This window comes from Arthrobacter sp. NPDC080086 (genome assembly GCF_040702285.1).
The window spans coordinates 19,686-35,265 of sequence record NZ_JBFBKP010000006.1 but is presented as its reverse complement, the minus strand read 5'-3'; the positions used below and the strand labels follow the sequence as shown (position 1 = coordinate 35,265).

General features: G+C 56.7%; 9 protein-coding genes. 3 read left to right on the top strand and 6 right to left on the bottom strand.

All coding sequences use genetic code 11. The features are described from left to right. Nucleotides 1-347 precede the first annotated feature (347 nt). From AB0305_RS04140 to AB0305_RS04120, 5 genes are all read right to left on the bottom strand, one after another. Nucleotides 348-1,784 carry a TolC family protein gene (locus AB0305_RS04140; RefSeq protein ID WP_366171650.1) on the bottom strand — a complete coding sequence of 479 codons (1,437 nt, stop codon included), beginning with the start codon at nt 1,782-1,784 and terminating at the stop codon, nt 348-350. Nucleotides 1,785-1,850: 66 nt separating this feature from the next. Next, nucleotides 1,851-4,925, bottom strand: a complete 3,075-nt coding sequence (locus AB0305_RS04135) for a hypothetical protein (RefSeq protein ID WP_366171648.1) — start codon at nt 4,923-4,925, stop codon at nt 1,851-1,853. A gap of 24 nt (nt 4,926-4,949) precedes the next feature. After that, a complete protein-coding gene (locus AB0305_RS04130) occupies nt 4,950-5,387 on the bottom strand; it encodes a hypothetical protein (RefSeq protein WP_366171646.1) in 438 nt (145 codons plus the stop codon). Nucleotides 5,388-5,447: 60 nt separating this feature from the next. Then, complete coding sequence (locus AB0305_RS04125) at nt 5,448-6,914, bottom strand: HlyD family type I secretion periplasmic adaptor subunit (RefSeq protein ID WP_366171644.1); 1,467 nt, start codon at nt 6,912-6,914, stop codon at nt 5,448-5,450. Then, nucleotides 6,901-9,090 carry a type I secretion system permease/ATPase gene (locus tag AB0305_RS04120; protein ID WP_366171642.1) on the bottom strand — a complete coding sequence of 730 codons (2,190 nt, stop codon included), beginning with the start codon at nt 9,088-9,090 and terminating at the stop codon, nt 6,901-6,903. The genes AB0305_RS04125 and AB0305_RS04120 overlap by 14 nt, the downstream gene beginning before the upstream one ends. A 163-nt stretch (nt 9,091-9,253) precedes the next feature. Here AB0305_RS04120 and AB0305_RS04115 point away from each other — a divergent pair, with 163 nt between their 5' ends. Then, nucleotides 9,254-10,456 (top strand): hypothetical protein, encoded by a 1,203-nt coding sequence (locus AB0305_RS04115; RefSeq protein ID WP_366171640.1) that lies wholly within the window; start codon nt 9,254-9,256, stop codon nt 10,454-10,456. Between the two features lie 257 nt (nt 10,457-10,713). On the opposite strand, the gene AB0305_RS04110 is transcribed toward AB0305_RS04115, so the two are convergent. Then, nucleotides 10,714-12,135 (bottom strand): replication initiation protein, encoded by a 1,422-nt coding sequence (locus AB0305_RS04110; protein ID WP_366171638.1) that lies wholly within the window; start codon nt 12,133-12,135, stop codon nt 10,714-10,716. An 818-nt stretch (nt 12,136-12,953) separates the two neighbouring features. Here AB0305_RS04110 and AB0305_RS04105 point away from each other — a divergent pair. Both AB0305_RS04105 and AB0305_RS04100 read left to right on the top strand, forming a co-directional pair. After that, nucleotides 12,954-14,306 (top strand): AAA family ATPase, encoded by a 1,353-nt coding sequence (locus AB0305_RS04105; protein ID WP_366171636.1) that lies wholly within the window; start codon nt 12,954-12,956, stop codon nt 14,304-14,306. Further along, nucleotides 14,303-15,280, top strand: a complete 978-nt coding sequence (locus AB0305_RS04100; RefSeq protein ID WP_366171634.1) for a ParB/RepB/Spo0J family partition protein — start codon at nt 14,303-14,305, stop codon at nt 15,278-15,280. The genes AB0305_RS04105 and AB0305_RS04100 overlap by 4 nt, the downstream gene beginning before the upstream one ends. Nucleotides 15,281-15,580 lie beyond the last annotated feature (300 nt).

The window sequence follows — 15,580 nt, the reverse complement described above, 5'->3', positions numbered from 1 at the left end:
CGCCCAGCCACGCTAGGAACACTTGTTGATATACCGTGGACCGTTCTGGGAGAAGATATTTCATCTGGTGCTACTCGCAGGTTCGAGGAAGTGTCATGGCGCGATTGCCTATTGAGAATAACAACGGAAATCCACCTGCCGAACTCATCCTTCGGGATTTCGTCGTACACGCTGCCCATGCTCACCGAGAAGGTAGTTCCTTTCATCTAAAGGGCTAGCATCCTTGTCATTCGCACTTTGATAGCCCCTAGGAACATGGAATCCTAAACGGCCGAGCGCCTCATGGGTCATGAACCCAGCGCCCTTCAGGCATCGGAGACGGCACACTTGTCGGGAACAAAAATTCTTCACGGCGAGGGGATCGTTTCAAGCACTCGGTCCGCAAACGAGTGTGCATCCATAGACCTGGACAACCGCCAACCTGCGACACGGAGCTCAGCAGTCTGCTCTTCCAACAATCGTTCCGATTTTCGAACGTCGATGCGCGACTGTTCGACGCTATCGATAGCGGCTCGCCCAGCCTTGTAGAGTGATTCAGTAAGAGCCAGAAGCTTGCGCGACTCCTCGACGCTGTCTTTGGCCGCTCGAACAGCATCCTTCGCCTCAAGCAAGGCATTGAAAGCCGCATGCAGCCGATTTCTCGTATCGACAATGACTTGCTGTAACGCGGCCTCCTGCCGGAGTGCATCGGCCTTCGCGGTCTCCAATTCTGCATACTCGGTGGTGAATGGACCCAGCGGCTGCTGAACCGATACGCCCACGCGATAGCTTTGGTATCCCAATGCGCCGTTGGCTGAGCCGAAGCCGGAAAGGCTCTGGCCCAAGAAATCCTTCTTGGCAAACGCACTGACAACTGGCAGAAAAGCACCACGAGCCTGATCGACCTTTGCGTATGCTGCGTCGACCTGCTGGCGTGCTGCAATCACGGCCGGATCAGCCATGACCACGGCATCCATGGTGGCTGCATCCGCGAGCTCCGTATCTGCGGAGGGCACATTGCTGCTCGCTACCAGGACTTTGCCCGGCGACACATCCGCGCCCATGGCCTTGACCAACGCATCTGACCTATCGCGCAGTGTGTGGCAAGCCTGGTAGAGCTGGCGCTCTGCATCCAGCACGTCATTGCGTGCCTTCCCGATGGCGATGGTGGTCCCATGGCCATCACGATAGCGTTCCGTCGCTGTGCCCTGAATGATCTTCAGGCTCTTCAGTACCCGCCCACTTTCATCCACGACGAGTTGTGCCTTATACAAGTCGCCATAGGCAACGATGACAGCCTGTAGGGTGTCAGCGAACGTGGCATCGAGTGTCGCTTCGCTGGCGCGCTCCAGCGCTTTGCTGCCACGATAGCCGGCAACGTCCCGGCCGCCGTTGTATAGGTTCAGATTAACGCTGACCGCGCCGTAACTGGTATACCCCTGGCCGTTACCACCTACGATGGAGTTACCGACGACAATTGCGGGAGTGCCTCCATTGGCTGGCTTGTACCGGTCGTTCTCAACCGTTGCTGCAGCGGAAGGCAAAAAGGCTGACCACGCCTTCAGAACGCCTGCCTTGGCCTTTTCCTGATCCTGGATTGCCATCAGGTACTGCGGTTGCCCCTGTGATGCAATCTGCAGCGACTTGCTCAGGGCGATCGGCTCTGCACTCAAGCCCTGACACCGCACGGCACCATCGGATTCGGCTTCACCGGTAACTCCCCCGGCATGACATGCGCCGCACCAAAGCGCTGTTAGGAGAACGGGTGCGAGACGATCGAACATGAAAGACAACTTTGCTGCCACTACGGAAAGCGTATCTATCAAAAAAAAGACGAGCCGCACTCACGCACGGCTCGCCTCCGTTACGTACTACGCTGCTGCCTGCTGATCGGTCGTTCCGGCGGGCATATCGGGAGTGCTTGAGCTCCCATCGCCTGCACCGGGATCACCGGTGCCCGGGTCGCCTGCGCCAGGATCGTTGCTGGCACCGTCCCCCGCAAAATAGTCCTGCCAGTACTGATCGTACTGATCCACCGTGATGTTGGCGCTGCCGATCTTATATTCCTCGGTTCCATCGCTGTCGGTGACGTGTGTCAGCGAGATGCCGTTGATCGTATCGGTTTCAGTTGTCTGGGTGCTGCCATCAGCGTGGGTATCGGTTTCGATGTCCCGGGAAGCGCCGTTGGCATCGCGCGACTCTTCCAGGGTGGAATATGTACCAGTCGAGGCGTCGTAGCCGTTCGTTGTGGTGCTACCGGTGGCAGGGTCGTAGGTCACATCCGAGTAGGAGCCGTCGGCACTGCGCGTCACGTCTTGGAGGATGTGGCCCTCTGGATCGTAATCCGTGGAATGGTAGTTTCCGTTGTCGTCCCAGTGTGCCGTTGAGCTGGATCCATCTGCGTTTTTCGTCGTTTGATCCGAGATGCCGTTCACCTCGATCGTCGTCGTGGTACTGGCAGTCTGGCCAGACGAGTCCGTCTCAGTGTCGTGCGTAATCTGCCCATTCCCGGCCATCTCTACTTCATGGGTTGAGCTTGAGCCGTCGCTGTTGTACGTGGTTTCCCAACTGCTGCTAATGGTTCCACTCGATGTGTTGTCGCTCGGTATCGAAGCGTTGTAACCATCCTCGCTCGTCAAGCGACCGCTCGCATCGTAGTTGTCGGTGATGCGCTCATTCCCGTCGTTGGTGACGCGCGTTTCTGAATGGGAGCCGTCGGGGTTGGTGGTTTCGATCACATGGTCTTCGCCAGTTCGCGTGTCAACGCTGACGGCACCGTTATCTTGGTAGATCGTCGTGACATCCGAGTCACCGTTGCTCACTTCGACGCGCGTCACGTTCCCGTTTGCGTCGCGGTCGGTAGTCGTGTTGGTCCCGTCCGCCTGTTGTTGCGTGTCGGTACGCGAACCGTCGTTATAGATGGTGGAATGGTCGTACTCACCCGTGGTGGCGTTGTATGACGTTTCCCAAGTAATACCCATCGCCGTCGTCTCGGTCGTGTTGTACGAGCCGTCTGCCGACGTGACTGTCGTGGTGGTATCTCCGTAGCCGTATTGATTGGTGCTGACGACTTCTACCGACGACCCGTCCGGGTTGGTGGTGATGGTCGTGTCGTTGTAGATGTCACCGTAGCCACCGCCGTAACCACCACCATAGTCGCCACCGTAGCCGCCCCCATAGCCACCGCCGTAACCGTCACCGCCGCCGGTCGAGTAGTTGTCCTCTCTTGTCGAGGTGGTGACAGAGCCGTCAGCGTTGGTGGTAACGGTGGTCACGCTCGAGCTCGCGACTGACCCGTCTTGGTTGTAGGTATCCGATCCGGAGCTGCCACCCGTCGATTGCCAAGTGTCAGAAGCGCGAGAACCATCCGAGTTATACGTGTCGGTACCGGTTGTGCCATCAGGGGATTGCCACGAGTCGGAAACCAAATTTCCGTTCTGGTCGTAATTGTTGGTGCCGGAGTGGCCGTCATTGGTTTGCCACGAGGAGGATTCCAGCGTGCCGTTCGAGTCGTAGGTGTTGCTGCCCGAGTCACCGTGGCCATCATTCCAGGTTTCGTTGGTGATCTGGCCGTTCGAGCCGTAGGTGTTGGAGCCGGAGGCTCCGCCTTCGGTTTGCCAGCTGTAGGAGGTCAGGTTGCCATTGGCGTCGTAGTCGCTGGTCGTGGTGTTGCCATGCCCATCATTCGATTGAACGCTATGGCCCGTTTCCGCACCGGTGGTGGTGTCGTAGTTCGTTGTGCTGGTGGTCGTTGTGACGCCACCCTGATCATCGATCTGAGTTGCGACGGTCTTCACCGACGTGACGTCACCGTGGGCGTCATAGTTGGTGGTCGTACGATCACCGTGCCCGTCATCTTGGTATGTGCTGGAAGACCCGTCAGCGTTTAACTGACTACCGCTGCTTGTCCCGTCTGAGTTGTAAACGTCGGCACCGCTCGCCCCATTGTCGTCTTTCCAGCTATCACTGGTTAGCGCTCCGTTTGCATCATAGTTTGATGTTTTTGAATTGCCATCCTTATCCGTTCTCGTGACACTTGACCCCGAAATGCCTCCGTTGTTGTCATAGTTCGTCGTTTTGGAAACATGATCGCCGCCGTCTTGGTAGTCAATTGTAGTTTGTAGAAGAACCCCATTTGGATCATAAATTGATACAGTGGTCCGATCCCCGTCCGTAACAGTGCTAACCGTATTGCCATTTTGATCGATCGAATCACTTACGCTTTGACCGTCTCCACCACTGTCGCTATTTGCTGCGGAGTGTATTTCCTTGAGAGCCTTATCGAGATCCGAAGAGCGACGCTGAATGTCATTTGGGTTTTGAATAGCCTGCGTTGTATTGCCAATATAGTTTTTAATGTCATTGACAGAAAGCCCGGCACCCGCAGGCAATTGCAGCACCGCCCCGCTCCCAAGCGTCACAGGGTAGCCCTCCAAATATCGAAGCATACCATTCTGAGATGCGGCAGATCCACCAAGCCCGGAAATATTGAACTGATTATCGAAGTCCAGAAGCCTGAGTTGCAAGTCCTTATCATTGAGAATCGACTGCGCTGCGCTCGGGTTAGCGTCTTTTAGGATATTAATTAATTGATCCAATCTGTTTATCTTCTGATCCATTTGGGCCGCCATAAACTGGTCGACGGCTCCCTCATGGGAGGCAAGTATCTGATTTAGATTCGCCAACTCGCTGGCAGATATTTGCCCCTGCTGGCTCAGCTCGGCAATCTGCGACTGATTGAATCCAATTGTTTGCAAAAAAGACTGTGCTTGCCCATTGTGGCCAACATCCGCTTGGATTACCCCAAAAGACCATGTACTCTGCCCCCCAGCATAGCTAAAGCTATACAGCGTTGAGGTATTACCAGAGTTTTCGGTGTAGAGAAACATGGTTCCCATGTTCGCCACCAGAATGCTGCGATCATAACCATCGAAATTAGATGCCATGCCAACCCCCTCTCATTTGAAATGCTACTTTGTAACCTCAACGAAATCTCGAACCCCAAAAACGGCCGGAGCAGCGCAATATTGCGGCGCACATGAATCATTAACATCGGAGAGCACAAGCGTATGCCCCTTAAACCTTATGTCGAGCAAGCAAGCTCCGCCCCGATAAACATAATGGCGCACGCCTTTCCGCTTGGCAGTTCCTGAGATCGAGCAGAGATGAAGGTTTTCGCCGCTGAGATGCACCCAAAATGGAAGCGAATTTCCCCCTCCATTCCCTACGAGAACTTGATTTTTTACCGACCTAACTTCCAGCCCGTGCTCTCGAATCATTGTTACATCTTGCCTCTGTTCAAAGCGCCTGGGAGCCCCATTAAAGTCAGGCTTGTCCGCCTCTTCGGCGGACGAGAGCAAAGGTACGAGGGCAATAACAAGGAAAACAGTGCAAAATTTCAATCCCATTGCTACCTCCAAAAAAATTAGATGTGTCGTCCCACCGGAAGGAAAGAGGGCTGGTTTTCTCTATCTAACGCTAGCGGCCTCATCCAAGTACTTCACTACAGGGGAAAGTAAGAACTGAATTATTCTCCGTCGATCCGTAGCGATATCGGCCTGCACCGTCATTCCTGCTTGCAATGGCGCAGGGCGCCCATCCACAACAAAGCCACTTCGTTCCGCCCGGATACGCACCTTGTAGACATAGCCGTCCTTGACCGACTTCACGTTCTGGATCGCTTTCTCCGGCTGACTTCCCCCGGCGCCGTTCTCGTCGCTGATGGAGGCACTGCTCTTCTCCTCCGCGTCGGGGCTTACCCACACTAGCGTTCCTTTCAGCGTCCCGTACTTCTGGAACGGGAAGGTGTCGACCTTAAGCTCTACCGGCTGCCCCACTTTGACGTAACCGATGTCGTCGTTAGAAAGCGTGGCTTCGACCACCAGCGGCATGCCATCCGGCACGATGGTCATCAGCGTCTGGGCTGGATTGACGACACCACCCACCGTGGTCACATTGATCTTCTGCACCCAACCGTCCACCGGCGCCTTGAGCCATTTCAAGTCATGCAGTTGGCGGCTTTTCTCCATATCGCCGCGCAGCCCCGGCTCGTTGGCCACCTTGTCGCTCAACTGCCCGTAGACCTCGGCCTGGTGCTCGTGCTCGACTTCGGCCAGACGCTTTTGGGCTTCTTGCAGCGCAGCGCGCTGCTCGTCCACCGTTTTAGATTGCGCAGCAAGATCGTTGCGATTGCTGGTCAGTTCTTGCTTGAGTTGGAGGTAGTCGACGCGCGAGATGGCACCGGTCTCCACCAGTGGTCGCGCGCTGGATTCGCGCTCTTCGCTGATGGCGGTGTTCTCTCGGTATTTCGTCAGCGTGGCCTGGGCTGCAGCCAAACTGTGGGTTTTCTCTTCGACTTGCGAGCGCGCTTGCTCCCGCTTGGCGGTATACGCTGCTTCCCTCGCGGCGCGCGTACTTTCCTGCAGCGCAACCCATGCAGGGTCAGCGTTGCGGTAGTCAGGCGCGGCGTGCGTCAGTTCGGCGGCGAGCCGCGCTTGCTCCAGGCGGTTGTAGGCGTACTTGTCTGAGCTTGCCTGTAACGCAGCACCACTAATTGCCGGATCGAGTTCGAGTAACAGGTCACCCGCCCGCACGTGCTGGCCCTCCTGCACATGGATCGCCTTGATGGTCGACGCTTCCAGGGGTTGGATCTGCTTGATCCGCCCGTCGGGGATGAACTTACCCGGGGCCGTCGCTACGACTGCGATTTGGCCAATGCACGACCACACAATCGAAATCACCACGAGCCCGACAATGCTCCACATCACCTTGCGATGCGCCGGAGAGGGTGGTGTCTCCTGGATTTCCAACAGATGCGGGAGAAACTCCTGCTCCAACGGAGTCAGCGGGGCATTGCGACGGGCACGCCGACGTTCGGCCTTTGTCTGGCCATTTGCATCTGCCCGGTCAAACTTCATCAACTTAAGCAGCGGCATATTCGGGCCCCGCTTGTTGAGCGAACAAATGCGCGTAGATGCCACCGCGCGCGAGCAACTCCGCATGTGAGCCGCGCTCAGCCAGCTCGCCCTTGTCCATCACCAGAATGGTGTCGGCATGGCGAATGGTGGACAGCCGGTGTGCAATGATGAAGACACTGCGCCCCTCACAGATCTTGCTCAGGTTGTCCTGAATGATCCGCTCCGACTCGTAGTCCAGCGCGCTGGTCGCTTCGTCAAAAATCAGGATGCGTGGGTTGGCGAGCAAGGCACGAGCGATGGCAATGCGCTGACGCTGCCCGCCGGAAAGCGCAGTGCCGCGTTCGCCAACCGGGGTGTCATACGCCTCGGGCAGTTCGAGAATGAAGTCGTGCGCCCCGGCGAGCTTGGCGACTTCCACGATGCGCTGCATCGAGGTGCCAGGCGCGTGGATGGCAATGTTGTCGCGCACGCTGCCGTTGAACAGGAAGTTCTCCTGCAGCACGACACCGATTTGTCGGCGCAGCCACATGGGGTCAGCCTGCTGCAAGTCGACACCATCGATGAGCACGCGCCCGGATTCAGGTACATACAGTCGCTGAAGTAAGCGCGTGAGCGTGCTCTTACCGGAACCACTGCGCCCCACGATGCCGACAGTCGTGCCTGGCTCAATGGTGAACGAGAGATTGCGCAGGATTTCAGGGCCGTCGACGTTGTAGCGGAAGCGCACGTTCTCCAGCCGCACAGCGCCCTGGATAGCGGGAAGGCTTGCCTTGTTTGGATTGAGTGAGGGCTCCGCACGCGTGTTGAGAATGTCGCCCAATCGCTCAACCGAGAGCCCCACCTGCTGGAACGTTTGCCATGTCTGCACGACCCGCAGCACCGGCGAAATCACGCGACCTGAGAGCATCTGAAACGCGATCAGTTGCCCGACTGTCAGGCTGTTCTCCATCACCAGATAGGCGCCGACCCACAGCACGGCCAACGTAGACAGCTTCTGAATGGATTGGCCCAGCGCGCCGGAAATCCCGGACAGATGTGAGGTGCGGAAAGACGCGGTGACGTACCGCGCAAGCAGTTCTTCCCAGCGTTTGTACAGAATCGGCTCAAGCGCCATGGCTTTGACGGTCTGCACGCCCGTAACGGCCTCCACCAAGTAGGACTGGCTTTCCGCGCCGCGATCGAATTTCTCTTCCAACCGCTCACGCATCAGCGGGCGCATGACCAGTGACAGTGCAACGAACAGCGGAATGAACGCCAACACCACCGCGGTCAGTAGCGGGCTGTACAGCAGCATCACCGCGATGAAGATAACGACGAACAACAGATCCATCACGACATTGATGGACGAACCCGTTAGGAACTGGCGAATGCCCTCAAGTTCGCGTACGCGGGCCACAGTGTCGCCGACGCGCCGGACCTCGAAATAGCGCAGAGGGATGTGCAGTAAATGCTTGAACAGCTTCGCCCCCAGCCCAACGTCGATTCGGTTCGAGGTATGCGCCATCAACTGCGCTTTGAGCACGTTCAGGATGGCCTCGAACACGATCAGGATCAGCATGCCGGCTGCCAGCACGTGCAGCGTCGACAAGCTCTTGTGCATGAGCACCTTGTCGATGATGACCTGCGTGAACAGCGGTGTGACCAGGCCAAACAACTGGATAACGAAAGCCGCGACCAGGATCTCGCCCAGAATGCGCTTGTACTTCCAGATTGCTGGAACGAACCACGCAATATCGAAAGGGCGATTGGGATTGTCGAGCCGGAGCTTGGTCTTGATGAGACAAAGCTGTCCCGTCCAGACCTCTTCAAATGCCTCGCGAGTAAAAAGCGTGGCGCGCGGCTGCCGTGGATCTGCCACGACGACTCTGTCATTCGAGAGGATGCGCAAGATAACAACGCGCTCCCCGCCGTCCAACGTTGCAATGGCAGGCAAGGGGGTACGCGCGAGCCGCTCCCAGGAGGACGATGCGAACTTGGCCTTCAGGCCAATCTCTCCTGCAGCCCGAAGTACATCCACGTCCGAGAGAAGACGGCCAGGCTCGAACGCAAGCGAGCGCGCCAGTTGATTGGCATCCGTTGGCCGCTGGTGATGTCCGGCCACAATGCAGACGCAAATAAGGCCCGTGCTGATGCGCGTAGCCCCGACTTTATCGGCTACGCTCCCGGTGGCGTTGACGTGATTGCCCTCGGTCATGCTGAAACTCTCCCCGTGCTACGCGTATCGACGCGTTTGCTATTGGGCAGTGAGCGTAGCAGCTAGGCGCCTGGGAAAAAGCTCCTCCTAAGGTGGGTGTGCATGTTTCACGACAGCAGTTGAAAGTTTCGAAAATCAGATCTTCGTATTTCTTTTTTCCAGCATGAGTCGCATCCTCTTCGCCTGGGAGTTGGGCGCCAACCTCGGGCATCTCGCACGCGATCTGCCAGTAGCCGAAGTGCTACGAAAACAAGGCCATGACGTACTGTTCTCGGTAAAGGACTTGCGTGTCGCTGAACAGGTTTTGTCGCCAGCCGGCTTCAAATTTGTCCAAGCCCCGGCTGCCGCAAGCACCCCTCAAGATAGTTACGCCCCAGCGAACTACTCCGAAATGTTGATTGGGGCTGGATACGGAGATGTGCTTGGCACCCTCGCACGCGTGAAGGCATGGGCGGCCCTCTTTGATTTGCACCTAACCGACGTTGTGGTGATCAACCACGCGCCAACAGCACTCCTCGCGGCACGCGCCCTCGGGCTACCTGCCGTGCTGACCTGCATTGGCTTCGAATTGCCACCTGCCGTCAGCCCGCTTCCGAGCATCCGGCCGTGGGAAAGCATTCCCGTCGAGCGGTTGCAGCAAGCAGATTCGGTGGTGCTGCATACCTTCAATGCGGTTTTGGACAGATTTGGCCAAGCCCCGATATTGCGTATAGCGGACTTGTTCACCAATCTGCCGACTGTACTAACGACGTTTCCGGAATTGGACCACTATGGGGCGCGCACTGATGTCCTGTACGTTGGCCCCATCTCCATGCTGACGAACGCGGTTGAGTGCCCATGGCCAGCGGGTGCGAGTCGCCGCATCTTTGCCTATCTTCGCCCGTCCGTCCCCGGATTCGAGCACATGCTTGCAGCACTCAGGGACACAGCGGCGACAGTGCTTTGCGTTTCGCCTGGTATGTCGGCAGACGATATAAAACGACTGAGTTCGCCGCGCCTCAAGATTTTGCCGCACCCTGTCGCGTTGACTGGCACGCTCCAGGGCGTGGACCTCGCCGTGGTCTACGGAACCGGCACCATGGCTGACGCATTACTGGCTGGGGTACCGCTGCTAATGGTTCCGCAGGTCATTGAGCAAGCTTTGGCGGCGCGACGCATTGAAGCTCTTAGCGCAGGGATCCTGTGGAAACCGCCTCGCACGCTTGAAAGTGCTCGCACAGTGCTCGCGGCCGCGCTCTCGACTTCATCGTTGAAGCGGAAAGCGGATCTCTTCGCGAAGCGCTATCAAGGAACTGCGCCAGAAAAGGCAACCGGCACCATAGCCCGAATGATCAGCGATGCCTCATTGCAGGGCCATCGGTGTTAGCAGAGTCGACCAAATCTCTGAAACAACTGTCCATTTAGCAATCGCTGTCCCTATTAACGCCCGTTTGCGTAGGCATCGTAGAAATTGAAGCCGTGGGGGGTAGTTACCAAATGCCCTTCCCGCAAAACGAGCATGGGTTCCTCTTGCGTGCTAGGCGCAGACGCGCGCAGCCTCGGCGCAACAGTGCTAAGTCCCGAGCACACGGATACCCCGCTGAGGCCGGCGCAAACTTTGCGTCGCAGTCAAGAGAAGCCGAGTTAGGTGTTGTCACCTGCGCGGGCCGCTTTGCTAATCTTCGCAGAGACGAACTGGCAGAAGGACGTGACGATGTCCGTGTGTAGAGCCAGGACGTTGCTTTCGGTGATATCGGCGGGGGTCAGCTTATGTCGGCGCAGCATAATCTTGCCGTGCAGGGGGGACGCAAGGAACGTTCGGACAAGGTCCTTGCGCGTTTTCGCGTCGGCGTCAGTGAAGTGCTTGCGTCCGGACTGGATTTCATCGTTGACGCGGTCTCGGGTCGCCGCGTCGTGCATGGCCGTGCTGGTCTGGACTGCCTTGTGGGCTGATGACTTCTCCTCTGCTAGTTTGCGTTCGGCCGTTAGCAGGTTCCCCTGAATGGCATTCATCTTCAGCTCGGCTTCGCTGACGGCCCAGTTGCCTCTCAAGGCCTGCATGAGATACCCGGCCGGACTCTTTTTCACCACGCCCTGATTGATGCGATATCGAGTGTATTCCAGCGCCTGCAGAATCCGATCGTCTGTCCACGTGTTCCGGTTTTCAGAGATTTCCGTGAATTGCTCTGTCGACAGGCGAAACTCATTCTTCAGCGTCATGTACAAGTCGCTCGCATCGGAGAGATTCACAAGGACTGCATCGGCGGTTTCTTTGCGCTTCAAATTCACGAACCGGATGCGGTCAATTTTCTTCGACGAGGGCGATTCACTGCGCGTTTCGTACTCCAGCTCAATGTCGGAAATCTCGTTGATTTCCTTCACGGCGGGCTCCAGCCAATCACGCTTGAAGTACTTGAAGATGGCCGCATTCGCGCCCATTTTCCCTGGCCAATTGCGGACCTCCTCGAGCGGTATCCAGTCGGTCCTGCCCTGCTGGACACTTGGCAGGATGCGGTCGTAGATTGCACGAGCCAGACTTCGCGTGAACGCCGTGGCAATGCGAAGGCTCAACCAGTGCGAGCGTTGCGGGTCACGGATGTGGGGCAGTAACTCAGGAGGTACGCGAAATCCAATTCGGCCACGATGCATGGCCACCGTACCCATCAACTGCACTGATACCCACGAGTCGTCGTCGCGCGGCGCTTGACCTGGCGGCGTGCTGGTAACGCGAATTTTGCCATTCTGGCACTCGTCCGCAACGGACCTCAGGTGTTTGAGGTTGCGGCTGTCATACCGCATAAGCCACTTGAAGTAATTCAGGTCAACGTCGAAGAAGTCCTTCTCAGAAGCGTCTTGAGCGATGAGGAAATACGCCGCGTCGAGAAAGCGGCGTGCGGGCAGGCCTACGTTGACAATCTCAGTGAAGAGGTTGTTGCGCTGGTAGCCAATTTCCCGGTTGGCTTCATTGATAGGCACGCCGGTATCGAACATGTCCTCGAATAGTGAGAGCGCCATCTGCCGTGATGTCGCTTTGACGGTGCCGTCTGCCGGGATGTCCGCTGCCATTGCTAGGTCTGCCCTTTTTCTGTTCCGTGGACTGTAGCACGCGATGGTGAGCAGTCAACACATAGAACCTCACCGTAGCATCCAAGGGACATCTGCACAACCTACCTCACCTTACTCTGCACAACCTACCTCACCAACAAATGCGGTTCGATGCCCGGGAAGCCTTACTGAATGCGGGTCAATGGGTTATCCACAGGCGTACGCACAACCTACCTCACCCGCCGGGTATCCAAATTCATCGTGCACACGCAGGTTCACCTTGGTGTAGTCCGAAGCCTCACCTTGTCCGCACAGCTACCCTCACCTGCAAACACACTAAACCTCACCTCCAGCACAACAGATCTCACCTTTCCGTGCCTAAACCCTTGAATTTAATAAGTATTGAGTTCTACTGTTGGTTGGTTGGTCGGTTGTTTTTGAAAAAGAAAACCAACAAACCTTGAGCTTCTAAGAAGCTTAATTGGTAGTGCGAAGGTTCTCGGCGACCTTCATGGTGAGGTGCATTGTGCGTACGTGTGGAATGAAGTCATATCTATGCGCGAGACGTGCCCGTACCCCTTCACTCTGGGTGAGGTTCATTGTGCGGATGAGGCCGGGGTGGAGTTCAACGGTGAGACTCATTGTGCTGAATTCAATGAATGGAGGATCAGATGTTCGTTCCGCCACCGTTTGGGTCGGGAGATTTCGGCATGTGAGCCGCAGGTCGTGCACCGCATGTGTGTGGCCAAAATGCACTTCCGTGTAAACCAGCACATCGGACCTCACCATGAAGACGGAATTGGGGATTCTGTCGAGGGTCGAACAACTCGAATTGCAACTTGTTTCCGGTAGCGAAGCGTTTCTGCAACGAAAGCGCCGAAAAGTGCCGGGTTGTTCAAGAGAATCTTCCGTTCACTAAAGACGCTTTCTGTATTTTGCTATATTCTGAGGTTTGTCGAATTTTTCTGGAAAACCTCAGAATGGTAAAAACAAGCCAACTTCCGGCGATCGACCGGACTGTTACGCTGGAGCAGATTAGCCAGTTTGCAGACAAGGTCACCATTTTTACCGACGAGCTGCGCGAAACGATTCTCGCACCACGACCGCGGAAGACCCCACCGATCTTCAAAACAGGCGAGATTGCCGACATGTGCAACATCTCGCATTCGCAAGTCCAGTATCTGGCGACGAAAGGAGATGGTGAGCTGCCCGCTGGGACTGCTGCCGGCACCGGTAGGACTCGCACGTTCACGCTAGCTGAAGCACGTACGTGGGTCCAGAAGGTCAGTGATATCTACCAAACACCTCTGGCTTCTGGAACTGGCGATGGCAAGGGGAAGATCTTGATTACCGCCCAGCTCAAAGGGGGGTCTGCTAAAACCACTACAACCATGTGCATCGCACAGGGGTTGACACTTCGTGGGCGAAAGGTACTTGTAGTTGACTTGGATCCGCAGGCGTCGCTCTCGGAGCTGTGTGGGTTGTATGCCGAGAAGGATGTCACGTCGGACGACACGGTGCTGCCATTTATCTACGACCAAAAGATGCCAGGTGGATTGGAGTCAAAAATCCAATCCACCTACTGGGACGGCTTGGATGTGCTCCCCGCCCATACCGAGCTCATCGGGGCGGAGTTTCACCTACCGGCCATGCAGCGAGTCACTCCAGGCTTCAAGTTCTGGACCGTGTTGCGCGATGGGCTCGAGCCACTGCGCGCTAAGTATGACTACATCCTGATGGACACTTCGCCGTCGCTTTCCTACATGAATCTCAATGCTCTGTTGGCGGCCGACGCTATGGTCATGCCCATGGTTCCTGAGAGCCTGGACTTTATTAGCTCGCTGTCATTCTGGAAATTGTTCTCGGACGTGTCCAAGAGCTTCCTTCAGTACGAACAAGGCAAGAAGTACGACTTCGTTTCACTAGTGTTGTCCAAGGTCGACTACGGACGCACCTCGTCCGCGCCGGTTGTTCGTGCATGGGCGGAGTCAGCATATGAGAAGTGGCTTCATTCCATCGAGGTGCCGGCGAGTTCAGTAATGAGTACCGGCGCGTTGGCGTTTTCTACCGTGTTTGACGTGAGCAGCTCCCATAGCGCGGCAAAGTCCCTTCAGCGTGTTCGGCAGCCGTTGGTTGATTACTGCCGCTGGATTGATGAGACATACGCTGAGAAGTGGAGGAACGAACAATGAGCAACAATCTGCGAGAATCCCTACTGAACAAGACCGCCGGCCTTCGGAAGACTTCGGACATCAAAGACGGTGAAGTGCCCCGGAATAACCGCACACAGACGGCGCCGGGTCTTGCTGGCGCGCTTGCTGTTGCACAGCTCCGTGTGCAAGAGCTTGAAGCGAAAGGGACTGCTACTGAGCTCTTGGTTGTGGAGATTGGTCCAAATCCGTGGCAGCCGCGTCGAAAGTTCAATGAAGCGAAGATGGCCGAGCTCGCAGAGTCTATTCGCGAGGTCGGGCTCATGCAGCCTATCGTTGTTCGGCGCGTGGAGACCGGGTACCAAATTGTCGCGGGCGAGCGACGTTGGCGAGCACACAAGATCCTCGGCCTGGAGAACATCAAGGCGGTCGTGGCTGGGTGCAGTGACGAGGATATGGCCGTGCTGGCGCTCGTCGAGAATATGGGGCGCGACGACCTATCCGACTACGAGATCTCCTTGTCACTTCAGCGATCGGTGAAGGAGTTTCCGAACAGGAAACGCCTGGCTGAGGCGCTTGGTTTGTCGAAGCAGGGGCTACATCGTTTCTTGGCATTCGAGGGGTTGCCTGACTTTATCCGTGCTGACTTGGACCTTGAGCCAGGTTTGCTAGGCGGAAATGCTGCGGAAGCACTCGCCTCCGCGTTGAAGAAGCACGGCGAGGCTGCAGTTGCAGCTGCGAAGGAACTTTGGCCGTCGGTATCGTCTGGCCAGATGGCGGAGACGAAGCTTGCTCCTGCCGTGATCGCAGTCGCGACTCGTAAGGGAACGCCCGCCGTTGCGACCGAGCGTACCATCGACAAGTTCTTTTCGGGAAAGAAGCAGGCTGGAAGTCTCACTAAGGATGTGAACTCGCTGACGCTGAAAATCAAACGTTCCATGCTGACTGATGCTCAAGAGGTGCGGATTCGGCAGCTCATGAATGAGCTATTCAGCGAGAACCCTGGACAGGATTGACCTAGATGCTCGCAGTGAAGAGCCCTTTGGGGCTCTTTTTTTTCTGGTAAATGGCTCGGTCCCTTTTAGGGACTGGAGAGCCGGTTTTTGCGAGCCGTGTGATTGACTTGCGGAGCTCCCGCGGCAAGCAGTCCCTAAAAGGGACTCGGTTCTCCGGATTGCTCTCGGGGCCTCCCGAGCGACTCCAGAGGCCACCAGCACTCGCAACGTTCTGGGAAAGGGGGGGCGCCGCCCTTCCCACCATTGCCGATACAGCGAGTGGCGCGCAATTACCTCGGCATGCGCACGCTCTACAGCGCT